The organism is Dawidia soli (genome assembly GCF_018598185.1).
Classification (GTDB): domain Bacteria; phylum Bacteroidota; class Bacteroidia; order Cytophagales; family Cyclobacteriaceae; genus Ohtaekwangia; species Ohtaekwangia soli.
Genome location: NZ_JAHESC010000001.1, coordinates 24,052 through 50,263 on the forward strand (window position 1 = coordinate 24,052; position 26,212 = coordinate 50,263).

Here is a 26,212-nt window from a genome sequence, read left to right on the forward strand (position 1 = left end):
ATAGAGTTGTGATGGTAATCTACCGTTACGCAAGCTTCGCACGCGGCATTGTGCCTGCACCTTGTAATGTCGGGACAGCCTGCCGCGGCTCCTGCGTGGGAGGCGTCGGTACCTTGTCAAATACCATTGTAAACTCGCTGCCTTCCTGAGGTTTGCTTTGCATGGAAATATGCGCGCCGATAGCTTCTGCCTGTGTCTTGACCAAATACAGCCCGATACCCCGGCCTTCGCCGTCGCGGTGAAAGCGCTGGTATAAATGAAAGAGCTTGGCGCCGTGGCGCTGAATGTCAAGCCCGAGGCCGTTGTCTTTTACCATCAGCTGAACGACGCCGTCGACTACCGCCGTACGGACGCTGATCACCGGGGTGCGGTCGGGATGCCGGTATTTAATCGCGTTGCTGATGAGATTATATAGAATGCTTTCGATGTACGGAGAGATGGTATACAGCGCATCGGCGGCGGAGAAATCCTGTGTAATGCGTGCCTGGCTTGCGTCGATCTCTTCTTTCAATGCCATGCACGCGCTGGCCAGCCGCAGCGTGAGGCTTACCGTCTCAAACTGTTTGTCCTTACCGTTGCGCACTTCCAGGATGTTGGACAAGTCGTGAATGACGGTATCAAGATCTTTACCCGCTTCGGCCACTTTTTGCAAGATGATCTCCACCTCGTTGCTATGACGATCGATCAGCTTGGCCAGGTTGGTTAATCCCAGTAAGCGTGCTACCGGCGACCGCAGGTTGTGGGCCACGATAAAAGCGAATTGTTCCAGCTGTTTATTTTGGTCCAGCAGCTCGGCGTTGGAAACGACGAGCTCTTCCGTGCGGGCGCTGATCTGCTTTTCGAGGTCGTCAGCGTGGCGTTGCAGCTGGTGGTGTTGTTTCTCGACAGTCTGGCGCGCAACACGCAGCGCTTCGTTGCTGCGTTGCAGGTCCAGGTTCTGCACCTCGATCTGCTCCTGTTGCGTGGTGAGCTCCTCCAACTGCGACGAGATCTCTTCGTTCTGGGCGGCGATTTCTTCGTTCTGCGAAATGAGCTCCTGCGTGCGTTCGGCTACCAGCCGCTCCAGTTCGGCGTTCTGCCGCAGGGTTACAGCCATCGCCTCTGCCTGGGCTTGTTCTTTTTGTTGTCGCAGCAGGTCCACTTTGCCCGCCAGGCCGAACGCCAGCAAAATACTCTGGCCTACCGCGCCGATCATAAACGAGTTACGCGTATAAAACCCTGCCGGCAGAACCCCATTGACATACAGCAGGAATATCAATACCGCCGCCATAAAGAATGACAACGCCGCGATAAAGACCGCTGCTTGTGGATGTTGTTTCCGGTAGGCCGTTACACCCATGGTCAGCAGGTAGGGCGTTGCCAATAATGTAACGATCTGCATGACGGCATTGCCGACTAACGGTGCTCCCGCAAAGAACAGCACGCCCGACAACGCCAGCAGTATATAGAATATCGGTAAACCCTGGTGCAAGCGCGGCGCGTAGATGCCAGATTGAAGAAAGCAGCTGGAGAACAGCAGGATCAATGCGCTGGAAATGCCACCGAACAGCATCGGGTATTCGTTGATCCACGGCGTCTCCGGCCACAGGTACTCAAAACCCGCGCCGATGTAGAGAATATCGATAAAGAGCAGCACCGAAAAAAGGTGTAAGGCATAATACAGATAGCTGCGCTCGCGTACGATGAAATACGTGACAAGACACGAAAATGTCATGATGATCAAGAGTCCGCACAAAAGACCAAACGAAAGGTTGCGTGCGCGCTGGGCATCCAGCACGCCCTTAAAGCTGCCGATGGTCATCGGCACGTCCAGGTTTACGTCAGTTTTTACACGCAGGTAGAATGTATGCGGCGTGCTGTCGCCGGCGGCCACGAGGCGGTATAAAAAATAATTGTTCTTGATCGGGCGGCTGCTCATGGGGTGAAGTAAGCCGAAGGTATGACCTTCATAGTTGCCCGCTGCAGTAGGTGCAAAGAGCTGAATATGTTGCAGGCCGGGTTCGGCAATTTCGAGCACACACCCGGATTGGGTGTGATTCACGACAGTAAAGCGAAGCCATACCGCCGCCTGCGTGGTGCCGAAGTGAGGCCAGGAAGCCTCCGAGCGTTGGAATTGACTCGCGATCGGCTCATGACGAACATCGTCCAGGCTTAACGTCGCACGCTCGTCTTTATAATAATACACCGAGCGGCCGATGGGAACCGTCGTTTCGTCATCGCGAAAATGAATAATCTTTTGTGCTGCGCTCTCCTGAAAACTCATGATAAGCACCCATGACAAAAGCAGGCATCGCAGCGGAACGGTAATTACAGCCATACAATGTGTGTTGATGATAAGAACCCGATATGCTTCCGGGAAGCATCATGATTAATATAAAAAAATATTCCGCATGCACATAACGTGCAGGCTCATCCGGGATATAACTACGTATATTCCTATACGTACTATCAGGTAATAATAAAAGCTGTAATGACACGTCTTATCGTCAATCGACGATCCACGCAGAGCGTTGAAAAGGTTTCCAGGATATTTTGGCAAAATCTGCTGTCGGATCAACAAAGGTTTTTAAAGGAGCACCGTTCAGACTCACCTGCGAGTGTGCATACAGCGCCACATCCGCGTGGCCCTTTGCACGCAGGTCGCGTAGAATAATTTGCGCAGCCTGCCAGATCATGTCGGGGCTGCGCGAGATGGCGCGGATCTGCAGGTTGGTAAAGTAATCGCGCAGTTGGACCGGCACGGACTGACCATTGGCCGTGCGTGCTTCAAACGATAAGTGTCCGCTCTTTGTGCGCAACATCATATGCCACGCCATGCGATGACCCTCTTCCGTCCAGAAGACGGATCCCCGGAAGAGCATATGACGTAAGGGCAATAGCAGTTGCACCATAAAGTATAGCGCCAACGCCGTGGTCACCCAGTTCTTATGACGGGCGGTATACACCTTGTTGGCCGGTTGTGCAGACATCTTTTTCCGGAAAAAGATCTTACGAATGGTCTCCGGCGGGAAGAAGAATAGCGTGAGGGCGATCATGAGGTACGGAAAACCGCCGATCTGGAACGTGATCGAGTTGAAGATGTTAAAGATGATGCAAAGCACAAACCCCAGCACGCGCGTGCGGCGCCACAGCAGCAAGGGCGTAATGAGCAGGTCGAAGAAAATGCCGCCGTATATAATGAACGTGCGGAACCAGGCCTGACCAAAGAGTGGCCCGAGTACTGGGTAGTGTGCCTTGGCGTCAAACCAGATGGCGATCGGTTTGCCCGCCAGCCAGTCGGGGTACAGCTTGGCCAGCGAAGCATACGTAAACACTAGTCCCACCTGCAGGCAAAAGATCAACACACACCACCGGGGGCACGTATGCTGTAACAGCGACGGGTTACGACGTACGTCCAGGGACCGGTAACGGTGGGCCGGTACTGCGACCATAAAGAGTCCCAGCAGGATCAGGAGATAATAATGATTGTTATAGTGCACCTTCTGCATCAGGTAACATCCCCACCACAAAAGGGTAAAGGCTACTGCGGCCGCCCGGTAGTAAAGCCCCAGCATGATGCAAAGACCGGCCGCGGCTATCAAACCATAATAGATATATACAGCGAGGGGGGCGGGCAGGGTCAGCCACTCAAAACCGATAAAAGGCAAGGCATGTTGAGGTGCGACAAATGTTTCCTGTATCCAGCCGGTGATGAAGGCGCCGACCACCTCCAGGAAGATCAGGAGGCCAAAAAATATTCGGAATAGGACCAGCCCGCTGTTATCGATCCGCTCAAAAAGATAGCGGTGTATACCTGCTAATGACATCATCAGTAAAAATCTGGCAGCAAGTTAGGAGGAAGTGTGTGAAGGGCGCGTATTCACCACCCTTTATATTATAAGGAAAAAACGGCCTGAATCCTCCAATAAACTGAATAAAAGCACATTGCTGACCGGAAAAATCCGGTGTGTGGACATGAGGGTAGACTGTAGGAGTTTTTACACAGTGCGGAACTAGCCGAATAATATTCTCCGGCACTATAAAATAATTTTAAGGAAATTTTTTGAATGTGATCAAAAAGTATCAATTTGGTAGTGGTTAATAACTGTTGGCCTTAAACCCCAGCTACTAAACAACCTGAGCAAAGTGAGAAAGATCATGATGACGAAGGCAGCTCAAGCGATCGGAAAAGCCGGAGGCACCGGCGATCGTGCAAGGCTTCCTCTTCTCCGTGAAAGTTGCAGGGCAGCTAAAAGAATACCCCTCATTTAATTGCGATGACCAGGGCTATGGTGTAGCGACCCGCTCTGCATGAGGAACCAAAACACGTATTTCGCCGGGAACGGCGGAGTAATGGAATGAAATATCAACAAGCCGTACAGCGATGTACGGTGTGTGTATAGAGTTACGTGTGGGGTAACAATTTGTTGACTTACTAGGTTTTCGGATGCACGCTGAGCAGGAACAAAGTATTTGGAACGCGTTTAAACGAGGAGAATGGCATGCCTATAGCCGTCTCTACGAGGAGTACTACCGTCGGTTGAATAACTATGGTTATAAATTCACCCGCGACGTCGCACTGATCGAAGATGCTATCCAGGATTTGTTTGTGAAGTTGTGGACCAACCGCGAAACGCTCAGTACGCCGACTTCTGTAAAGAACTATTTGTATAAAGCGTTGCGTCACTCATTGTTTAGAAAGCTGAAAACCCAATCCAAGCTCTCGTTTTCGGCTTCCGATGATTATGATTATACGTTCGAAGTATCGTATGATAACCAGTTGATCTTACGCGAAGAGCAACAACATATGCAGGACATGATAAAAGAGGTAGTGAGCAAACTGCCGCCTCGCCAGCAGGAAATCGTATACCTGCGCTTCTACGAGGGACTCTCGTATGAAGAAGTTGGCGAAGTCATGTCGATCCATATAAACTCCGTGTATAAACTTTGGTATAAAGCCCTTGACAACCTGAAAGATACGCTGCACTACTTGGTTTGCCTCCTCTGGTGCCTATGCTTGCCGAAACCTGAAACGGCAGTTTTATCATAGCCACCGCAAACCCTCGCAGCCCAACACACACGCCCACACACTGTTAACTGACCCCGAACCCATCCAAACTTGATCCCGATTTCCGGGAACAACGATCTTTTACTGCGTATGAAAAACGCGACCAGCCACTATTTAATTAGGCTGTCGCATGTAAGAACTTTAATAAGTTTCTGCAATTCCATCGTTTTGCAAGGGATAATTTGCCTAACGAACGGTATAGTAGGCGTTGTAAGAAACTACTTAGGAGCACATGCAAATGAAGGAATACGAGAAGTACACGTTATCGGATTTTTTGGAAGATGACTCGTTTGTCCGTTGGGCGATCAACGCCGAGCCGGACGCTAATGTGTTCTGGAAAGAGGTGATCAACACCTATCCTGAAAAGGAAGAGATCATGACCCAGGCGGTAGAGATCATTACTGCCTATCGCAGCCAGGACAGCTTCGCCAACGAGATGGGCCGCCAGCAGCTATGGAACCGTATTCAAGCCGACGTTAAGCGTGAAGAAGAGCCGGTGGCAATGCGTGGCAAGAGTATACCGCTCTATATGAAAGTGGCAGCCGCAACGACGTTGCTGGTGTCTGCCAGCGCCGCGTATTGGTTCCTGGCCGATCATCGCGAAAGTGTTCATACCGCCTATAATGAAGTAACCAAAGTCGTATTGCCCGATCACTCGGTAGTGACACTCAACGGCAACTCGACACTATATTATAATGATAACTGGACCGACGGGACACTTCGTGAAGTGTGGCTCGAAGGAGAGGCTTTCTTTAATGTGAAACATATCAATAAAGACACGTTGAACATTCGGGAAGGGGAACGTTTTCTGGTGCACGGCCGTGACGTCGAGATCGAAGTATTGGGTACTTCTTTCAATGTGCGCGACCAGGCTGATAAGACCGATGTAACACTTATTACCGGTAAGGTAAAGGTTGTATTGGCCAGTCCGTCAGAAGACACGATGACGAACGTAATCATGTTACCCGGCGACTATGCCGAATTTGCCAACCAAAACCTGATCGCTAAGAAGAAATTAGAGAAACCCCAACAATCTGCCGCGTGGATCAACCAGGACTTTGTATTCACCGACGCGTTGCTGAAAGAGATCGTCAGGACACTTGTTCAATATCACGGCTACACAGTCGATGTGAAAGACAACAAGTTGCTGAACCTGAAGATCGAAGGCGAGATCAATGTATCCAGCATTCCCGAGCTGCTGGCGACCGTCTCTGCAACACTTGAGCTAAACGTAGAACAGAAATCAGAAAAACACATCGTGCTATCGAAAAAATAAATTTACGACCTTACCTAAATTCTTAATTATGAAACACTTTAACTCCAGCTTACTGGCTAAGAGTACGCTACTGTTGTACATGGTGGGCGCGACGGTACCCGTCAGCTTCGCACAGCAGTTTGCGTCGACCGCGAGCGCCCGCGCGCTGCGCGGGTTGCAGGTCTCTTCAGACCCCGGGTTCGTGGAAGACCAACAGGTTAGTCTGAAGGAAGCCCTGAACGACCTTAAGAAACGTTACAATATCCGCTTCGCCTATCGGGCGGGGCTACTGGAAGGCAAGACCATCTCGGCCGCCTGGTTGGAAGAAGGTCTGGCAGCGGAAGCGATGCTTGACAAAATGCTTGACCACTGCAAGCTCCAGTATAAAAAGATCAATAAGAACCAGTTTTCCATCTTCGCCCAGGACGATAGTACTTCTCCCTTTGGCTCGCTCACGTCGATGGATGCCACTGCGAATGTGGAGGCGTCAATCGCAGCGCGCGATGAGCGCTCACCTAACTTCACGCTTACAGGCACTGTTACGTCACAGGATGACGGCATGACCATGCCAGGCGTAAACGTGGTGGTGAAGGGTACAGCAATCGGCACGACAACCGACGGCGACGGAAAGTATACCCTGTCGGTCCCTGACGAAGGCGGTACCCTCGTATTTTCCTTCATCGGGTATGCCACACAGGAAGTTGCTTTCGCACCCGCACAGACGGTCGTGAATGTGACGATGGTGGTAGAAATGTCGACACTCGGTGAGGTCGTGGTAACGGCCCTCGGTATCGAGAAAGATAAAAACGCTCTCGCATACTCTGTTACAGAGGTGAAAGGCGAAGAGTTCACACAGGCCCGTGAAGTGAACGTGGCCAACTCGCTTAGCGGTAAGATCGCTGGTCTGAATGCTACGGGTTCTTCTACAGGTCCTGGTGGTTCCAGCCGTGTAATCATCCGAGGTAACGGCTCTCTGACAGGGCAAAGCCAGCCGCTGTATGTAATCAACGGCATGCCGATCGACAACTCGGTGCCTGGCGGTTCTTCGTCTCCCAACGGCGCTAATGGTAACCTGGCCACCAACGTCGACCGTGGTGATGGTATCGCTGCGATCAACCCTGACGATATCGAGTCGATCACAGTATTGAAAGGTGGTACGGCTGCAGCACTCTATGGCTCACGCGGCGCGAATGGTGTTATCCTGATCACCACAAAAAAAGGTGTTGCCCGCAAAGGTATCGGTGTAGAATATAATACTACGTATACATTGGATAATGTCGCGGTTTTTCCTGACTGGCAGTATGAGTACGGTCAAGGGGACAAAGGAGTGATGCCGACAACTCAGTCGGCCGCAGTTGGCACTGGCCGGATGTCATTCGGTGCACGTATCGACGGCAACACCAACTACGTAGCCGCCGACGGCAAGAATCACCCCTATACAGCGCAGAAGGATAACTTGAAGCATTTCTACCAAACGGGCAAGACGTTTACCAACACAGTTGCTCTTTCGGGCGGTAATGAATCGATACTTTATCGCTTGTCGCTCTCTGATCTCGATGCGACTAGTATCTTACCCAATACAACCTACAACCGAAAAACCGCTAATTTGAATCTTAGCGGAAAGCTCAGCGATAAGTTGCGGGTAGAAACCGTGGTGCAATACACATTGGAGAAAGGCAAAAATCGTCCCAATGCCGGTGACGCGTTGGGTAACCCGAACTGGACTCCTTATGAGGTCGCAAACACCGTGGATGTACGCTGGCTCGACCCGGGTTATGATGCACTTGGTAATGAAACGCTATGGAATGACGTTCCGATTGCTACGAACGGCTATTTCGTGATCAATAAAATCAAACAACGCGATGAAAAGAACCGTTTTATCGGGCAGGCGAGTGTAACATACGACATTCTTAAGAATCTGACGGCTAAAGGTACTGTTACCCGCGACTTTTATTCTTACGATTTCCAGCACATACTGCCTACCGGAACCGCGTATGTATTGAAAGGCGAATACCTTGGTATTGAATCGGAAGTATCTGAGACGAATGCAATGGCAACGTTGAACTTTAAGCAACAGCTTAGCGAATCTATTGGATTTAACATATTGGGCGGTTTCAACAGTCGTCGCTTTGTTGAGAAACGCATGGATATGCGCGGCCAGGAATTTACCCAGCCTTATTTCTATAGCTTCACGAACTTAAACACGTCATCGGCCAGACCATATTTAGGTCGCACGGAGACAAACTCGATATTCGGATCAGTCGACTTCGATTACAAAGGGTATCTCTTCCTGACGGCAACAGGTCGCCAGGATTGGTTCTCAACATTGAGTCCTGACAACAATGGTATTTTTTATCCGAGTGTCGGGGCAAGCTTCGTGTTGTCGGATGCTATCACAATGCCGACCGCGTTTAACCTTGTGAAGTTCCGCGCTTCCTGGGCGCAAGTGGGCGGTGGTGGACCTGATCCCTACCAGATCAATCTGACTTACAGCAGCGTTCCGAGCAACACTGTACCGTTACAGAACGTAACGGAGGTTAACCCGGGAACAAAGAACATTACAAATGCAGAATTGAAACCGTTTACCTCGACAACAACGGAAGTTGGTTTTAATGTACAGTTACTCGACAATCGCCTGGGCTTTGATGTAGCGCTGTACGATCGTCGCTCGACAGATGACATCGTGGCCGTACCGATCTCGGTGGCTACCGGTTATAGCAATGCCGTGTTGAACTCCGGCGAGCTGAGCAATCGCGGTATTGAATTGATGATCAACGCTACGCCAGCGCGTGTGGGTGCCTTTACCTGGGACGTGAGCTACAACTTTGCATACAACAAGAGCGAGGTGCTGAAACTGGCACCGGGTATTAGCACACTGCAGTTAGGTGCTTCCGCGAACGGCAACGCCACCATCCGTAACAATGTCGGCAACACTTACGGCGCAATCTACGGGCATCGCAAGCTGAGAACTGAAGACGGTACGATTGTCTATAACCCGACTTCGAACGTGGCAGAATGGACCGATGCCAATCAGGAGCTCGGCAAAGGTGTACCGCCCATTACTATGGGTTTGAGCAACGATTTCCGGTACAAAGACTTCAGTCTCGGTATTTTGGTTGACGGCAAGTTCGGCAACAGTGTGTTCTCGGTAACCGAAGTGTACGCAACCCGACTCGGTTTGCATAAAATGACACTGCCGGGTCGCGAAAACGGCCTACGTTTACAAGGCGTCACAAAAGAAGGTGCCGCATATGACTACACTGTACCGGTAGAGAACTTGCGCAACGCATATTGGAATGCGCAGAACCGCTATACCGAATTGTTTGTAAGTGATGCCAGCTTCGTGAAACTGCGTCAGGTTATCTTGTCTTATCGCCTGCCGGTTGAAAAAGTGAAGTTCCTGAAGATACAGTCGGCAACGCTGTCGCTTGTAGGCCGAAACCTGGCGATCTTGTATAAAAAGACGGACAACTTCGACCCTGAACAGGCTCTGACCAATGGCCCTGCGCAAGGTATTGAGTCCCTCGGGCTCCCCCGTACGCGGTCTTACGGTGTCAACCTGATGGTTAAGTTTTAATCGAAAAATCCACGACAATGAAAAACGCACTAAAAAAATATGCATCTCTGATGTTGCTGCCAGGTATGCTGCTGGTGAATTCTTGCGATGATTTTGGCGACGTCAACGTCAATCCCGACGCTATTCAGACATCAACACCTGAATACATTCTCAGCAAGTCCATCTATGATGGTACGCAGCCGCTGGGGAACCATCCCGGCTTGCTAATGGGTACCATGCAATACACGACAAGCTGGAACGATATCGCTGGCTTTGGTTCAAAATATACGACTGCACAGCAGACCCGTACATCCGGGCCTTTCTCCGACAGCTATTCCAACCAGATCAACGAAATCAATGAGGTGATCAAGGTTATGTTGGATAAGCCAGAGGAAGTTAACAAGCTGTCCATTGCGCGTATCTGGCGTGTTTACTGTTACCACCGACTGACCGACCTTTATGGCGATATACCCTATACCGAGGGGGGCATGGGGTACATTCAGGGTATTTACCAACCAAAATATACACCGCAGGCTGAGATATATGCCGATATGTTGAAAGAGCTGCAGGAGGCTACTGCGGCTTTCAATAGCGACGGCGCTACCTTTGGTGCAGGTGACGTGATTTACGGAGGAAATATCGATCAGTGGAAAAAGTTCGGCTACTCGCTTATGTTGAGGCTTGGAATGCGTCTGACCGAGGTACAACCGGGCGAATCCAAGACATGGGTGGAGCGCGCGATTGCCGGCGGCGTCATTCTGAATGATGCAGATATCGCTGCTATTCGAAATTATAACGCAACCGGCCAGACCCTTACACGCAATCCTCTGGCGTATCGCTTGCTGGATGACGACTACCGCTCTGCGGATGGTGTTAACAACAAAGAAGGCGGCAAATATCAGGAGACGTTCATCGATTCGTTGAAGGATAACAACGACCCGCGTCTGCCGGTGCTATCGGTAGTATGGATAGACGGCGAGCCTGAGAATGACCCCGGTCTGCAAAAGGGTATGTCAGACAGAGAGCCGGGACAAGCACCGCCTGACTTTGCTTTTCTCTCGCAGCCTAACCCTGCCACCGTGCTCAAAGAAGATGGCGCACTGTTGATATTCACCGTGTCCGAATCGAATTACTTGCTGGCAGAAGCTGCACTGCGCGGTTGGTATGGCGGTCAGACGGCTGCCGCGCTGTATGAAACCGGTATTCGTGCCGCGATGCGTCAATGGGAAATTGCTGTGGGCGCAGCCGGTGCCATCGCTCAGGAAGATATTGATGCATATGTAATAGCGCATCCACTGGTAGCGACAACCCCGGATAACATTGAACCGGCCCTGGCGCAAATCTACACTCAGTTCTGGATGGGATCGTTCCCTGAAGCACAAGAACCGTATAACCACTATCGAAGACTCGGTTATCCGGCCCTGACACCGAACGACTATCCGGGGAACGCTACAAACAACCAGATCATCCGCCGCTTTTTATATCCGAACACCGAACAGACGCTGAATCCAACTTCGTACAAGGATGCCCTTCAACGGCAAATGAATGAGTACGGATGGAAAGGCGACGACCTGAACGGCCGAGTTTGGTGGGACGCTCGCGAACTGTAAATAACATCGGATAAAGGCCGGTGTGCACACACGCACACCGGCCTTTTACATCCCGCCGGTGTTACCATTTATATACCACATCCCGCCGCTACAAGCTTTTATATTTTCTCCGCTTGCCCCAACACCTATATTCGTCAACGCATCGGAGTCCAGATTTTTAGACACCCAAAACAACCCTAGTATACATGCTGAACCGTAGAGAACTCATCCGCCGCCTTTCTTCTTTTCCCGTGATCGGTGGCATCGTAGGCAGCGTCGCACCTTTTTCCGTGCTGGCTGCGCCGGCGCAAAAGACCCCGCCGAAACGCGACGTATTTAAAGAGCTGGGCGTACGTACCTTCATCAACGCTGCTGGTACCTATACCGCGATGACCGGTTCGCTCATGCGCGACGAAGTGATGGATGCCATCAACTTCACCTCCAAAGAATTTTGCATGCTGGACGAAGCACAGGACAAAGTAGGCGAGCAGATCGCCAGGCTTGTGCACGCCGAAGCCGCCGTCGTAACCTCGGGCGCATTCTCCGGCATGACCCTCGGCCTGGCCGGTATCCTCACCGGCATGGACGTCAAGAAAGTAGAACAACTGCCGCACCTGGAGTATACCGGCATGAAATCCGAAGTCATCATCCAGAAGGGGCACGACATTGTTTATAACCACGCATTGACCAATACCGGCTGTAAGATCGTGTGGGTAGAGACCGCCGAAGACGTGGCCAAAGCCGTGAACGAACGCACGGCACTCATGCACTTCCTGCACATACAATCCGACCTGGGCAAGATCCAGCACGAAGAATGGGTAGCGCTGGGAAAAAAATACAACGTTCCTACCTCCATCGACATCGCCGCCGACGTACCGCCGGTATCGAACCTCTGGCGTTTCAACGACATGGGCTTTAGCTTTGTCGTGATCTCGGGCGGTAAAGCCCTTCGCGGTCCGCAGAGCGCAGGCCTGCTCATGGGTAAAAAAGAGATCATTGCCGCCGCACGCTTGCACATGCCGCCAAGAGGTTTTAACATTGGCCGTGGATTTAAGATCAACAAAGAGGAGATCTTCGGTATGTACGTCGCGATCGACAGCTATATCAAATACGACCACGACAAAGAGTGGAAGGAGTGGGAGGCCGGCATTGCGCACATTCAGAACGCCGTCAAAAGCGTTCCCGGTGTGACAACCGAAGTGAAAGTGCCCATGCTGGGAAATCACACGCCGACCCTGCACATCACCTGGAACGAGTCGGTAAAAATCACCAGCCAGAAGCTGAAGGAAAACTTGCGCAATGCCAGCCCATCCATCGAGATCGCCGGCGGGGGAGAACCCAACAACGTCCAGGTCACCGTATTCATGCTGAAGCCGGGACAGGAGAAGATCGTCGCCACACGCTTGAAAGAGGAGCTGACGAAAGCGGTGGCATAAGAGAATTGAAGACAACCCTAAATAATTGTTTCACTATTCGTATAACAGCCCATGAAAGAACAAAGAAGATCGATCCTCAAGAAAATCTTTACATCCGCTGCCGGCGTTGTAGGCCTCGGCGTGGTAGCCAACGCAAAAAGCGATGCTGCACCGGAAAAAGAGGTATTCAACGTCGTGAAGGATGATCAGGATGTCCCGTTGTTTTCCGGTTCTACCAAGTTCGGGAACCTCGTGTTTGTGGCAGGCAAAGGCGCCCACTTCGATGGCGACATTACTGCCCACACGCTCCACGTACTCGATGAACTGGAGAAAGAGCTTGTTAAAGCAGGTTCTTCCATGAAGAAAGTATTAAAGGTAAGCGTGTTCCTGCACGACCTGAACGACTACAAAGCCATGAACGAAGCCTACAAAGGCAAGTTCGGTGACAAGCCTCCCGTACGTACGACAGTAGCCGTATACGGTGGCGTGCCCGGCGACTCGCTCGTGGAAATGGACTGCATCGCCTATATTTAGTTGGTTACGCTGCCGGTAGAGAATACCGGCAGCGCCTTCTCCGGTAAAGGAGCATCAGAACCGACAGGTATCGCACCCCGTCGGGCATTATTGTACTGTCTGCCAGTAAAGAAAGACCACCACACACCAACACCCGAAACGGACCTTATCCTATGTACGTAACTGTAACTCGTAAACTGTATTTCCTCTGCCTGCTCCTGCTGTGTACAGGCGCGGCCTTTGCCCAGGAGTATACCCTGCTGCTGAAAGGCGGCCACGTAGTCGACGCCAAAAACAACATCGATGATGTCATGGACGTCGCCATCAAAGACGACAAGATTGCGCTCGTCGCTAAAAATATAGATGCTAAAAAAGCGGCACTCGTGGTAGATGTCAAAGGCATGTATGTAACCCCCGGCCTGATCGACATACACTCGCACAACTTCTTTGGCACACAACCCGACCACTACCTCAGCGACGGCTTTGAAGCCCTGCCGCCCGATGGCTTTACCTTCCGCGTGGGGGTCACCACGGTAGTGGACGCCGGCGGAGCCGGTTGGAAGACTTTCAGTACCTTCAAACGCAACGTCATCGAGCACTCGAAGACCCGCGTGCTGTCGTTCCTCAATATCGTAGGCGAAGGCATGCGCGGAGGGCCATACGAGCAGAACCTCGCCGACATGGACAGCCGTATGACCGCCATGGTCGTGCGCCAGAACGAAGAGATCGTCGGTATCAAAGTAGCGCACTTCTCCGGTATAGAATGGGATCCGGTAGACCGTGCCGTAGCGGCCGGTAAGATTGCCAACGTACCCGTCATGATCGACTTCGGTGGCCACGTGCCGCCGCTGCCGTTGCGCGACCTGCTGTTGACGCACCTGCGCCCGGGCGACATTTTTACCCATACCTATGCGCGCCTCACCGGCCGCGGTCCGGTGATGGATGACCAGGGCAACCCGTTTCCCTATGTACAGGAAGCGATCAAGCGTGGTATCGTCTTCGATGTGGGCCACGGCGGCGGTAGCTTTATGTTCTCACAAGCTATACCGGCCATCCGGCAAGGATTTTACCCCACCACCATCAGCACCGACATCCACACCGCCAGCATGAACGCGGGCATGAAAGATCAGCTCAACGTCATGTCGAAGTTTGTAGCCTTGGGCATGCCGCTGCAAGCGGTGTTCAAAGCTTCGACATGGTCACCGGCATCGGTCATCCGCCGCGACGACCTCGGGCATCTTACCGCCGGCGCAGTGGCTGACGTAGCCGTATTCAGCATGCTGACGGGTAAATATGGATATGTAGACTCCAAAGGGTATAAACTGGAAGGAACGAAGAAGCTGGAGTGCGAGTTGACACTGCGCGCAGGCGAGGTGGTATGGGACCTGAACGGTATCTCCAAACCATCGTGGACGACCGACCCCAACGCGGCCGCCTTCGCCAACAAGAAATAAATGCTAATGCTCACCATGAAAAAAAAGAACGTGATACTGGGCCTGCTGTTCGTAGCAGGAGCCTTGACGGCCCCTGTGCAGGCACAAACAATACCGAAAGAGGAGCTCATCTTTCTTACATCGGAATGGAAAGGGGAGCGGTTTCCTGATGGCCGCCCCCGCATTCCCGATGAGCTCGTGGCCCGCGCCAAAAACGTGTCGATCGAAGAAGCCTGGCTCGTGCTGCGCAACGAAGGCTACGTGTCACAGTTTGAAGGCAACTTTAAAGTATTGAACAGTGGCCAGCCCATGGCCGGCCGCGCATACACGGCCATGTTCATGCCCAGCCGCCCGGATGTAGAGAAAAATATAAAGGATCGTGGCAAAAAAGACGGCCGCATCGGCAACACCAACTCGTGGCCCATCGACAAGCTTTCAAAGGGCGACATCTATGTGGCCGACGGATTTGGCAAGATCGAAGCCGGTACGCTGATCGGCGACAACCTCGGCAACTCCATCTATGCCAAGTCGGGCAACGGCGTGGTGTTTAACAGCTCCGCCCGCGACCCGGAGGGGCTCGCCCGGATTAAAGGCTTTAACGCCTGGGTGCGCGAGTGGGACCCGACCTTCCTCGAGAACTCGGTGCTGATGGGCCTCAACACACCCATCCGCATCGGTAAGGTAATGGTACTGCCCGGTGACCTGGTACTGGCGCGCGACGAAGGTGTGATCTTTATACCGGCACACCTGGCCCAGAAGGTGGTCGTAACCGCCGAGTTCCTGCAGCTGCGCGACAAGTTCGCGTTCGATATGCTGCGCGAGCAGAAGTTCACCCCCGGAGAGATCGACAACCAATGGACCGACAAAGTGAAGGACGCCTTCCTGCAGTGGCTGGACAAGCACCCGAACGAGATTCCCATGAAGCGTGCCGAGCTCGACGAGTATATGAAAAACCGAACGTGGTAGACATCCAGGGTCTGTAGTTCATGGTTCACGGAGGTTTGGCTGTGGGCTGTGGGCTACGGACCGTGGAAGTCTTTATTTTCCGACCTAAACAACCATGACAAAATATAAGCTTCTACTAGTTACCGCTGTCGCCTTCCTGGTGGCGGCTGTCGCGCTGGTGCTGACCGGCGACGTACGTTTTGGCGAGGACGAGCTCCGGCTCTCCGGTATAATGTTCATCGTTTTCTTTCTGGCGCTGGCCATTGGCGTACGCGGCTATCCGGCGTTCAAAGGATTCTCTTATACCATCATGATCCTGGCTGCCGTGACCACGTCCATGTATTACCCACAATACTTCGTTTCGGTAAACGGGTATCGCCTCGACAATCTCTTTACACCGCTGCTGCAGATCATCATGTTCGGCATGGGCACGGAAATGAGCCTGAACGATTTTATCGGCGTCGTCAGAATGCCCAAGGGCGTGATCGTAGGTACGCTGAATCATTTCACCATCATGCCACTGCTGGGCTTTACACTCGCCAACGTATTTGACTTTCCCCCCGAGATTGCGGCCGGCGTCATCCTGATCGGGTGCTCGCCCTGCGGCATGGCGTCCAATGTCATCTCGTACCTGGCCAAAGCCAACCTGGCGCTGTCGATCACGCTCACGACCGTCTCCACCTTTCTCGCACCCATCCTGATGCCCCTGCTCATGAAGCTGCTGGCAGGCCAGTTCGTGGAAGTAGAAGTAACGAAGATGATGTGGGACATCACCAAGATCGTCATCTTGCCCGTAGTGGCCGGGTTGATCTTCAACCATTTCTTCCGCGGCAAAGCACACTGGCTCGACAAAGCCATGCCTGTCGTGTCGATGGCCGGTATTGCGTTCATCATCCTGATCATTACGGCCAACGGCCGCGACAACCTTCTGGACATCGGCCTTTTGCTGATCGTGTCGTCGCTCATTCACAACACCGCCGGCTACCTGCTGGGGTATTGGTCGGCGCGCCTTTTCAAGATGAAGGAGCAGGACTGCCGCACCATCGCCATCGAAGTAGGCATGCAAAACGGAGGCCTCGCCTCGGGTATTGCCAAAGAGATGGGCAAAGCCGCTACGGTAGGCCTGGCACCCGCCATCTTCGGCCCGCTCATGAACATTACCGGCTCCATACTCGCCTCGTGGTGGCACCGTAAACCCATTGAAGACAAGAACGCCGTGGCTACGGCATAGCACGATACACCCGTGCCGCGGTCTGCATCCGACACGGGATTTTGATTGAGGTTAAGGAAAAGGGCACCGGCAACGGTGCCTTTTTTTTTGCCAGTCCATCCTGGCAGTCACGGCGGCCTGTCATGATCAGGCCCGTGTTGAATTGTAAGTCTTTTACGGCGTTATGGAAATGTTGGTCACATGCCGGGGTTCTTCTGCTTACCACCGCCGGTCTTCTTGTGCGCTGTGTCCGACTGCCGGTCACGGTTCCGCGGATTATTCGGGTCGGCGGACGGGCCGCGATCCTCCTTGGTGCGTTCGTTGATAGCTTCGTCTATCGCTTTTTGGTGCTTGGTGAATGCTTCGCCGGCACCTTCTTCCCTGGATGTACTGCTCATAACCGTGTTTTTTAGTGTTACTTGTTATTACCTGTTTTCCCGTACGGGGATTATCACGTTTTATAAACACAAACCGTGATGGCATGTATGCTCAATTGCAGTGCCATGGGCAACGTACAAGGCAAACGTACAGTTTATAAAGAGCTTTGGGGAAGCGGTGTCGAATGGAAGAAAAATTTATCCCTGGTTGGGGAAGCGCGGTACGATCACGCGCTGCAGGAAAATATATATCATGATGGCAGTCGTCATCGGAAAAACCCAACACAGGATTTTATTGTTATCGGCAAGACCTTCTGTACAGGCGATGTGTGTAGAAAGCATTTCCTAAAACTAAGGGCAGCGCATGCGGACCTCCCGCGCTCCGGTCGTAGCTGTTGACCATCTTCTATGGTATGAATTTATAGCGCAGGTCACGACAGTTGTAATTTGTTAAACCTTAATCACAAAATCATGGAAACAGAACTCGCAACCAGCACGCGGCGAGCCGACGGCTTGACCAAGAAGAAGGAGGGGCCTATTGCCCGGAATATTGAAGAATACACGGCGAGTGTTCCGTCCGATGCTTATCTCTGGACCTCGGTGGGGGCCATGGCCGTATCGCTGGGCCTGAAAATCGCCGGAAAGAACCACCTTGCTCTCTTTATAGGCCAATGGGCCGCACCTTTTCTGCTCTTCGGTATTTACAATAAGATCGTAAAGGTGGGTGGCCACGATAAGACAGAACTGGCGTAAGCACGTCAGGGTACAACCATTTCTCGATGGTTAAAGAGAGGCGCTCCCAACCGTCGGGAGCTGCCTCTTTTTATTTTCTGAAAGCGTATGAACGATAATTTACAATGATACCGTCGTAAGACAACGGTCGGTACAAAAACGACAGATGCCTGCTTGCAGCGATTACAGGCTATGGACGCGGACCGTTTCCAGGAATGCCTGGAGAATAAGCGCTGCAAAGTGTTCCTGTACCTGTGCCTGGGTCTTCAGGTCTGATTGTACCCGTCCGCTCTTTATAGTTTGTCCTTCAAAGACAAAAGCAAAGAACGCAAAACAAGAATGAATATTTAGCGCCGGTACCGGCACGGCATAGCCCGTTACTCCAATTCCCCAGTTCGACAAAAACGACCGGGCCACGCCGGCGGCCATTTCTTCACTGACCGTTTCTGAAACACAATTTGTAGCATCGGCCTGAATGGGGTCGACTTGCAAATGACGGCACTTCTGCCCGAGGTTATACGCCGTCAGGCCACCCTGCAGAAACTGCGTGGCATTGTCGGCGCGGGAAAGCGTCGTTGTGATCAGACCGGCGGTGACGCTTTCTGCCACGGCGACGGTCTGCGATTTGGTCGTCAGCTGCTCGGCGAGCGAGTCGAGAATTTCTTTTTCGATCATGTCGTTTAAATGTTCACGTGACATTAAGAAACGGGCTCCGTTACAATACAGCCTGCGGGCTCGATATCAGACTTGAACATAGCGACAGTCTCTTCTTTCTTGATCTGATCCTTTGAATCGACCGGAAACATGTGGTATTGGGTATCAACCGGATCGGTAGCGAATGTTGTGCAATCATCGCTATTGATAGCATAACGATGGTTATTCGAATCGACAAAGATCGTGTACGATATAGTAGACATATTCAGAAGAATTAGAATACGATTGCAAGGGTAAAAAAATCGGGCCAGGTCGGTCGTCAGGGGCGTCACCGTTGCGTCAAGCCCTCGAGGATATACCCGCACCTTATGCAAGCGTGCGAAGCGTGATCGAATACCGCGTGTTTTTCACCGGTGCTATGCTATACTGTACTGCCATTCCGACCGTGCCGGTCTCTCATGATATACAGCGATCGGCGCGCCACGGGCAGGGAAATGATCGACTTCCGTCAGAAAATCGGCCACATAGCGAAATCCGAGCGGCGTCGGGAGTGTGTCCGGAAATAGATCCATACCCCTCATGACGACTAAAATGTATGCCCGACCACGCCAAAACCTCATGGCAAACCCAATGTTGAAGCCTATAAGGACAAAAAGAGCCCGTTTTAAGGTCAAAAACATGGCTAACATCAAAACATAGCCTATTTTAATGTCGCTAACCCTAAACAAACACCATGAGAAAACTCGCATACCTTTCAGTCGCACTGGTACTCGCGGGCGCCTGTAAACAAAAGGCCCCCGAAACAAAACACATCGTCATCACGGGTATAGACTCTACAAAGAAAGCCGGTGATGACTTTTTTACCTACGTCAATGGCATTTGGTACGACACAGCACAGATCCCGGCCGGCCAGACCGGCGTGGGCTCATATTCCTTTCTGAATTTCCCCCAACGCATACGCCTCAAGGGCATCCTGGACAGCGTCGCCAACAGCAACAATCCCGCCGGAAGCATCGAACAGAAAGTGGGCGACTTCTATGCATCGGGCATGGATACCGTCACGATCGACAAACGCGGATATGATCCGATCAAACCGCTGCTGGCGCGTATCGACGCCGTGACCGATGTACCCACGCTGTTGAAGCTGGTAGCCGAAGAGCAAAAAGTAGGCACCGGCTCCCTCATCGGTTTTAATGTAGGGCCCGACGATAAAAGGAGTACGATCAACATCGTCCAGCTCTATCAAACCGGCATAAGCTTGCCGGAAAGAGATTATTATTTCCAGAAAGACTCGGCAACACTCGCCATTCAAAACGCCTATAAGACATACCTCACCCGGTTGTTTCAATTGACGGGAAGCGACGCCGCTGCCGCGGAAAAAAACGCGTCGGTAGCCTATGAAGTCGAAAAGCAGTTGGCCGCAGCACACCGCACGAACATCGAGCTTAGAGATGTAAAGGCCAACTACAACAAGCTGGCCGTAGCCGCGCTCGCAAAGAAACATCCCAACCTGAATTGGCCAACGCTGTTGAACGACCTCGGCGTGAAAGTAGACTCGGTGAACATGGCGCAGCCCGGCTACTATGACAAGCTGAACGTCCTGTTGAAGTCGGTCGCGATCGGCGACTGGAAAGTCTATATGAAAGCCAACACACTGACCAGCTATGCAAACATGCTGAGCCGGCCATTTGCCGATGCCGCGTTTGCCTATACAAAAGTGTTGACGGGCCAGGCTGTTAAAAAAACACGCGCCGAAGAAATGACGCAGGCGGTAGACCGATCGTTGGGCGAAGCGCTCGCGCAGCTCTATGTGAAAAAGTATTTTCCCGAGTCTGCCAGGAAACGTATGGCCGTATTGATCGGCAACCTGAAAACAGCTTTTGAAACGCGCATCGACAAACTGGATTGGATGAGCGATTCCACCAAGGCAAAAGCAAAGGAGAAACTATATGCCTTCACCGAAAAGATCGGCTATCCCGACAAATGGAAGGATTACTCGACCGTAGAAGTAAAACGGGATGCATATTTTGAAAACCGCTTGTCGGCCAATAAGAATGAATACCGCTACGCGGTGGCGAAAGTAGGCCGGCCCGTCGACCGGAACGAATGGTATACCACACCGCCAACGGTCACGGCATATAATAATCCGCCTCTCAATGAGATCGTCTTCCCCGCCGGCATCTTGCAATCGCCATACTTCGACCTGATGGCAGACGACGCGCTGAACTACGGCGGCATCGGCATGGTGATCGGCCACGAAATAACACACTCGTTCGATGACCAGGGAGCACAGTATGACAAAGAAGGCAATGTAAAGAACTGGTGGGCAAAATCCGACTATGAAAAGTTCAAAGCAAAAACGCAGCAAGTAGTAGATCAGTATAACAAGTTTACCGTACTCGACACGGTACACGTAAAAGGCGCGTTGACACTGGGAGAGAACACCGCAGACATTGCCGGCGTAGCCATTGCATACGACGCTTTCAAGCTGACTGAACAAGGTAAAGACACCACAAAAATAGACGGCTTCACACCCGACCAACGCTTCTTTATCTCGGTCGCAAGGATCTGGCGCGTGAAAACAACGGATGCATTTTTACGCATGTATGTGAACACGAATGCACACTCGCCGGCACGGTGGCGCGTGAACGGGCCGCTGATGAATTTCACCCCTTTCTACAATGCATTTAACGTGCAGCCGGGCGATAAAATGTATAAACCCGAAAGCGAGCGGATAACCGTCTGGTAATCAAATTTTAAAACCCTTTGGCCCTTTCTGCCTCGGTAGGAAGGGCTTTTTTATTTTCCCGCGCATATGATTTTCGTGTGCCGGATTGTTCGTTCGTCCCCGGAAATACCCCTAAGGACGGTATGGTTTTTTATCGGTAAGAAATCATAACGTAATTGATCACGCATGAAACTCAAAAATTATCTTATCATACTGGCCGCCATGGCGGCTATGGCGTTTAGCTGCTCGGATGACGATGCCGACGACGACAACGGTAACCAACCCGCTCCACCGGTAGAGACCAATCCCCCGAACACCGACTATGAACCTGCGTTCGAAGGACAGACACGGATAGACGGAGTGCTCACGACCACCGAATATGAATCACGGATCATTACTTCCGATCTGGATGCGCCCTGGGGAGTCACCAGCCTTCCCGACGGACGCCTGCTGATCACCGAGAAAGGTGGGACCATGCGGATCGTTACCGCTACCGGTACCGTGAGCAGTGCCATCACCGGCATACCCGATGTTAATTCCGCCGGCCAGGGCGGGTTGTTAGGACTTTGTCTCGATCCTCAATTTGCTTCTAACCGGATGGTATATTGGGCCTTCTCCGAAAACGTGAGCGGCGGAACCGTTACATCCGTCGCAAAGGGCAGACTTGCAGACGATGAAACGAAGATTGAAAATGCTACCGTGATATACCGCGTAACCCCGGCATACCCCAGTGATTTACATTATGGCGGCCGCGTGATCTTCGATGGCAGCGGCAATCTGTTCCTCAGCACCGGCGAGCGCTCCGTTTTGCCCACTCGTCCACTGGCACAGTCTGTCGAATCGTCGTTGGGAAAGATCGTTCGCATCACGACAGACGGTCAACCTGCATCGGGTAACCCGACGTTCAGCGGCGACGGCGCACTGCCAGAGCTCTATAGCATCGGTCACCGTAATCCGCAAGGCATCGCGCGGCACCCCGAGACGGGCGACCTGTGGGAACTAGAGCACGGGCCACGTGGCGGCGACGAAGTGAACCGCATACGCGCCGGTGTGAACTACGGCTGGCCGACGATTACCTATGGCATCGAATATAGCGGCGCAACCATCGGCGATGGTATCCAGCAGAAAGAGGGCATGGAACAACCCGTTTACTATTGGGATCCCGTCATATCACCCAGCGGCATTACCTTCTATAAAGGCGATCGTGTGCCCGAGTGGAAGAACAACCTCTTTATCAGTTCGCTCAGCGCTAAACACATTGCACGCCTGGTGATGGAAGACAATCGCGTCGTAGGCGAAGAAAGATTACTCGCCTCCGAAAATCAACGCTTCCGCGACATCACCCAGGGGACCGACAACGCCCTGTACGCGGTGACCGATGAGGGCAGGTTATACCGCATCGATCGAAAGACCGATACACAGGATTAAGCGCTGACGCGCTTACGAGATCATCTTCTTCCAGCCAGGTAAACATCTGGCTGGATTTTTTTTATCCGGCGGCAGGCACAGAAATTTAGCGCTTGCCCTATAAACAAAAAACGCTATGGCAAAGACAGCGAAAAAAACAGCGAAGAAAGCAGTAAAGAAGACTGCCACGGCTGTACCCAAAAAAGCAGCAAAGAAGACTGCCAAAAAAGCTTCTTCGAAACCGGGCCCGAAAGACCGCGAGTACGTCAACAAAAAACAGAAATATGAGGTGGCTTACGAGTCACGTCGCAAGACGCCGGCAAAGAAGTTCGGTTCTAAGGCTAAGTAAGCGTATGTACCAGGACAGCACACAGGCGCTGTCCTGGTAATACAGACGTCGCCGTGATTTCCGGGGGCTACACCGGGTTGCAGGCGGGCATTTACTCCGGGAAAACCCGGATATTTGCTCCTGGGCATTCCTCCTGATATACAATGGTTTATATTTGAGCGCCCTCCGCCCATGCTACCCGATGATTCAAAAGACCGATAGTCTTTCAGAGGACGTTCAGAAAGTCAGGCAAATTCCCATCGTACATACGTTGCTGGAAGTCGTTTGCCGCACCACCGGCTTAGGCTTCGCCGCCATAGCCCGCGTCACCGGCGACCGGTGGATAGCGTGTAGCGTGCGCGATGAGATCGCCTTTGGCGTGAAAGAAGGCGGCGAGCTCCGAGTCGAAACGACTATCTGTAACGAGATCCGCGTCAGCCGAAAACCGGTGGTCATCGACGATATGGCCTTCGATGGGAAGTATAGCGACCATCCGGCCTTCCGGAAGTACGGCTTTCAAAGCTATATTTCCGTGCCCATCGTTTTGAAGAACGGTACCTTTTTCGGCACGCTCTGCGCCCTCGATCCAAAACCGGCACGCCTCCGGAATTCGCAGACCCTCGGCTTGTTCATGTTGTTTGCCGACCTCATCTCCTTTCACCTGCACAGTGTCGACGAGATCCAAAACAGGAACCGTGCCATCGGGATCCTTAACCGGCGCGTAGCCGGAACGGTGGAAGAGGATCGCCAGTACCACTACATCTCCGACCACAACTTGTCCGAGCCGCTGCGGAAGCTCCGGCTTTTTAGCAGTCTTATAGCCGGTACCGCCAACAATGGCGACACCGAAAAAACAAAGACGCTGGCCACCAGGATCAACGCTTTTGCCGAGCAGTTTGGGGTGATGATGAAAGACGTATCAGACTATCCCCGGTTAACCGATCGTGGCTATTTCTACGAAGAGCTGAGGTTGGGCGAGCTCATGGCCGATGTAGCCGTTCAGCTGCGGGAGTTCATACACGAAAAGCAGGGAACGATCGATGTGATCGATCTTCCCGCCGCCGCCGGCATCCGTTTTCACCTCGAGCACCTCTTTCACCGCCTCATCCATAATGCGCTGAAGTTTTCCCGACCCGGCGTTCCGGCGCTGATCCAGATCTCGTCCTATCGGCTGTGGGGCGATGAGCTGCAAGACATCTTCCCGGCAAATCCTGCAGCCGAATACGTTGAAATTATAGTCGACGACAACGGCCGCGGCATAGAGCCGATGGAGCTCGACAAGATCGGCCACCTCTTCTCGCAGCCCGACCACGAAGTCACCCGGCAGGGCTACGGCCGGGGCCTGGCGTATTGCAGAAAGATCGTACGGTTCCACGGCGGCTTTATCACAGTCAAGTCCACCGTAGGGCAGGGGAGCACCTTTACCGTGTTCCTGCCCGTAAATCCCGCGCCCGTGTACAACAGCCGGGCCTGGGCATAACACCGTACACGCCGGCGCAGAATCCAGCAAGTTTGTTACCTTTGAGACCGGGCAACACAGGGTCTTCATATGACACAACAACGTCAGACAGCCGAAAAACAGGAAGATTTATTTATCTACAACTATGTTGCCGATAAACAGGTTGGACGAAATAAGATCTTTCTTCAGCATAACCTCATCACGTTGTTGGAACAAGGCGAAAAGGTCGTGCACTATGCAGACCATGCCACGGTAGTCAAAGACACACAATTTGCCTTACTCTCTTCGGGCAACTGTTTAATGACCGAAAAGCTTCCCGTGAACAATCATTATCGGAGCACGATGTTGTTTTTCGACAACGCCGGGCTCGCGAAGTTTTTTATAAAGTATGCGTCCATAATAGAGAAGATCGGCGTTCGCCCCGGCAAAGACGACAAGCCATTCATCGTATTTGAAAAAGATGCCTTCATCCGGAACTATATAGCCTATCTCAAATTCATCCAGCCTAAAACGTCGTTTTCAGACAAAAAGGTAGAATTGAAGTTTGAAGAGCTGATGCTGTATCTCCTGGAGAAATACCCGACCGAGATGATATCATTTCAAACGAGAAGCCAGGGAGAATATTCGGATTTCGAGATCCGGAAAGCCGTTGAGCAAAACATCACCGGCAACCTCACGTTGGAAGAGCTGGCATTCCTCTGCCATACAAGCGTCTCTACCTTCAAACGAAGGTTCCGGAAGATTTATGGTATGGCGCCCCGCCAATACTTCCTGCAGCGGAGAATGGAGCTGGCAACGTCGTTGTTGCTGCAAAACGAAAACCCCGGCGAGGTATTTTACAAGGTCGGGTTTGAAAACCATTCCAGTTTCTCGCAATCGTTCAAACAGGTATACGGCATCAGCCCCAAACAATTCCAGCAACAAAAGATGAGCTGATGCCGACAGTCTTTGATCGGTTGGCGACAAAGTAGCTGGTACGCCCTCCGATACCTTTGCGTAACAAGTAAAACGTAAAGGACAATGGAAACAAAAACAACACACACCTTCACATTAAAAAGCCACGACGTCGGCGGGCAGTTTACCAATAGACACTTCGGCCAGGGCCCCGGCTGCCCCGGCGAAAACATCTCACCCGAATTACACTGGGAGAACGCACCCCGCGATGCCAAAGCATTCGCCATCACCATGCACGACATGGACGCAGCAACCGGCAGTGGCCTGTGGCATTGGGTAGTATATAATATTCCGCCGACCGTCACATCGTTACCCGGCGATGCCGGCAGCCTCTCCGGGAACAACCTGCCCGCCGGCGCCGTCGGCGGACTGACCGATGTCGGCGTAAAAGGTTACTTCGGCCCGTGTCCCCCCGCCGGCGAGCTCCACCGCTACCTCATCACCGTGCACGCCCTCAAAGAATGTATACCGGTGAACGAAACCGCCAGCGCAGCCCTCACCAGCTTTATCCTGAACATGAACACCCTGGCCAAAGCCTCTCTGCTGGTCTACGCCCGGCAATAAAGTCACAGAGATCCGCTGGCCACCGTCTCCCATCTTGAACGGGAAT

Annotated in this window: 21 protein-coding genes; 16 read left to right on the forward strand and 5 right to left on the reverse strand. The window is 52.3% G+C overall.

The window, feature by feature from the left end:
* Window positions 1-25 precede the first annotated feature (25 nt).
* Window positions 26-2,317, reverse strand: a complete 2,292-nt coding sequence (locus KK078_RS00115) for a 7TM diverse intracellular signaling domain-containing protein (RefSeq protein WP_254088191.1) — start codon at window positions 2,315-2,317, stop codon at window positions 26-28.
* Window positions 2,318-2,486: 169 nt separating this feature from the next.
* Window positions 2,487-3,809, reverse strand: a complete 1,323-nt coding sequence (locus tag KK078_RS00120) for an HTTM domain-containing protein (protein ID WP_254088192.1) — start codon at window positions 3,807-3,809, stop codon at window positions 2,487-2,489.
* Between the two features lie 617 nt (window positions 3,810-4,426).
* On the opposite strand from KK078_RS00120, the gene KK078_RS00125 reads away from it, so the two are divergent.
* The 9 genes from KK078_RS00125 (at window position 4,427) to KK078_RS00165 (ending at window position 16,984) form a co-directional block, all read left to right on the forward strand.
* The gene (locus KK078_RS00125) at window positions 4,427-5,029 is read left to right on the forward strand and encodes an RNA polymerase sigma factor (protein WP_254088193.1); all 603 of its coding nucleotides are present in this window, start codon (window positions 4,427-4,429) and stop codon (window positions 5,027-5,029) included.
* 250 nt (window positions 5,030-5,279) lie between these two features.
* A complete protein-coding gene (locus tag KK078_RS00130; RefSeq protein WP_254088194.1) occupies window positions 5,280-6,323 on the forward strand; it encodes a FecR family protein in 1,044 nt (347 codons plus the stop codon).
* Window positions 6,324-6,351: 28 nt separating this feature from the next.
* Window positions 6,352-9,879: a SusC/RagA family TonB-linked outer membrane protein gene (locus KK078_RS00135; RefSeq protein WP_254088195.1), complete on the forward strand. Its 3,528-nt coding sequence runs from the start codon at window positions 6,352-6,354 to the stop codon at window positions 9,877-9,879.
* 17 nt (window positions 9,880-9,896) lie between these two features.
* The gene (locus KK078_RS00140; RefSeq protein WP_254088196.1) at window positions 9,897-11,468 is read left to right on the forward strand and encodes a SusD/RagB family nutrient-binding outer membrane lipoprotein; all 1,572 of its coding nucleotides are present in this window, start codon (window positions 9,897-9,899) and stop codon (window positions 11,466-11,468) included.
* 185 nt (window positions 11,469-11,653) lie between these two features.
* Window positions 11,654-12,883: an aminotransferase class V-fold PLP-dependent enzyme gene (locus KK078_RS00145; RefSeq protein ID WP_254088197.1), complete on the forward strand. Its 1,230-nt coding sequence runs from the start codon at window positions 11,654-11,656 to the stop codon at window positions 12,881-12,883.
* Between the two features lie 51 nt (window positions 12,884-12,934).
* On the forward strand, window positions 12,935-13,396 hold the full coding sequence (locus KK078_RS00150) for a RidA family protein (protein WP_254088198.1): 462 nt from the start codon (window positions 12,935-12,937) through the stop codon (window positions 13,394-13,396).
* Window positions 13,397-13,548: 152 nt separating this feature from the next.
* Window positions 13,549-14,829 carry an amidohydrolase/deacetylase family metallohydrolase gene (locus KK078_RS00155; protein ID WP_254088199.1) on the forward strand — a complete coding sequence of 427 codons (1,281 nt, stop codon included), beginning with the start codon at window positions 13,549-13,551 and terminating at the stop codon, window positions 14,827-14,829.
* Between the two features lie 15 nt (window positions 14,830-14,844).
* The gene (locus tag KK078_RS00160; protein WP_254088200.1) at window positions 14,845-15,774 is read left to right on the forward strand and encodes an RraA family protein; all 930 of its coding nucleotides are present in this window, start codon (window positions 14,845-14,847) and stop codon (window positions 15,772-15,774) included.
* Between the two features lie 94 nt (window positions 15,775-15,868).
* Complete coding sequence (locus KK078_RS00165) at window positions 15,869-16,984, forward strand: bile acid:sodium symporter family protein (protein WP_394370537.1); 1,116 nt, start codon at window positions 15,869-15,871, stop codon at window positions 16,982-16,984.
* 176 nt (window positions 16,985-17,160) lie between these two features.
* Here the strand turns inward: KK078_RS00165 and KK078_RS00170 are convergent, their stop codons facing one another.
* On the reverse strand, window positions 17,161-17,361 hold the full coding sequence (locus KK078_RS00170; protein ID WP_254088201.1) for a hypothetical protein: 201 nt from the start codon (window positions 17,359-17,361) through the stop codon (window positions 17,161-17,163).
* A 450-nt stretch (window positions 17,362-17,811) separates the two neighbouring features.
* Here KK078_RS00170 and KK078_RS00175 point away from each other — a divergent pair, with 450 nt between their 5' ends.
* Window positions 17,812-18,093 (forward strand): hypothetical protein, encoded by a 282-nt coding sequence (locus KK078_RS00175; RefSeq protein WP_254088202.1) that lies wholly within the window; start codon window positions 17,812-17,814, stop codon window positions 18,091-18,093.
* Window positions 18,094-18,255: 162 nt separating this feature from the next.
* On the opposite strand, the gene KK078_RS00180 is transcribed toward KK078_RS00175, so the two are convergent.
* Both KK078_RS00180 and KK078_RS00185 read right to left on the reverse strand, forming a co-directional pair.
* Window positions 18,256-18,747, reverse strand: a complete 492-nt coding sequence (locus tag KK078_RS00180; protein WP_254088203.1) for a CinA family protein — start codon at window positions 18,745-18,747, stop codon at window positions 18,256-18,258.
* Between the two features lie 23 nt (window positions 18,748-18,770).
* Window positions 18,771-18,989: a hypothetical protein gene (locus tag KK078_RS00185; RefSeq protein WP_254088204.1), complete on the reverse strand. Its 219-nt coding sequence runs from the start codon at window positions 18,987-18,989 to the stop codon at window positions 18,771-18,773.
* 470 nt (window positions 18,990-19,459) lie between these two features.
* Between KK078_RS00185 and KK078_RS00190 the strand changes: the two genes are divergently transcribed.
* From KK078_RS00190 to KK078_RS00215, 6 genes are all read left to right on the forward strand, one after another.
* Window positions 19,460-21,475, forward strand: a complete 2,016-nt coding sequence (locus KK078_RS00190) for a M13 family metallopeptidase (RefSeq protein ID WP_254088205.1) — start codon at window positions 19,460-19,462, stop codon at window positions 21,473-21,475.
* A 165-nt stretch (window positions 21,476-21,640) separates the two neighbouring features.
* Entirely contained in the window at window positions 21,641-22,882 is a 1,242-nt protein-coding gene (locus tag KK078_RS00195; RefSeq protein WP_394370538.1) for a PQQ-dependent sugar dehydrogenase, read from the forward strand.
* 115 nt (window positions 22,883-22,997) lie between these two features.
* Window positions 22,998-23,210: a hypothetical protein gene (locus KK078_RS00200; RefSeq protein WP_254088206.1), complete on the forward strand. Its 213-nt coding sequence runs from the start codon at window positions 22,998-23,000 to the stop codon at window positions 23,208-23,210.
* 181 nt (window positions 23,211-23,391) lie between these two features.
* Entirely contained in the window at window positions 23,392-24,669 is a 1,278-nt protein-coding gene (locus tag KK078_RS00205; RefSeq protein WP_254088207.1) for a sensor histidine kinase, read from the forward strand.
* A 69-nt stretch (window positions 24,670-24,738) separates the two neighbouring features.
* Complete coding sequence (locus tag KK078_RS00210; RefSeq protein WP_254088208.1) at window positions 24,739-25,584, forward strand: helix-turn-helix transcriptional regulator; 846 nt, start codon at window positions 24,739-24,741, stop codon at window positions 25,582-25,584.
* Window positions 25,585-25,668: 84 nt separating this feature from the next.
* Window positions 25,669-26,166, forward strand: a complete 498-nt coding sequence (locus KK078_RS00215; RefSeq protein ID WP_254088209.1) for a YbhB/YbcL family Raf kinase inhibitor-like protein — start codon at window positions 25,669-25,671, stop codon at window positions 26,164-26,166.
* Window positions 26,167-26,212: the final 46 nt, after the last annotated feature.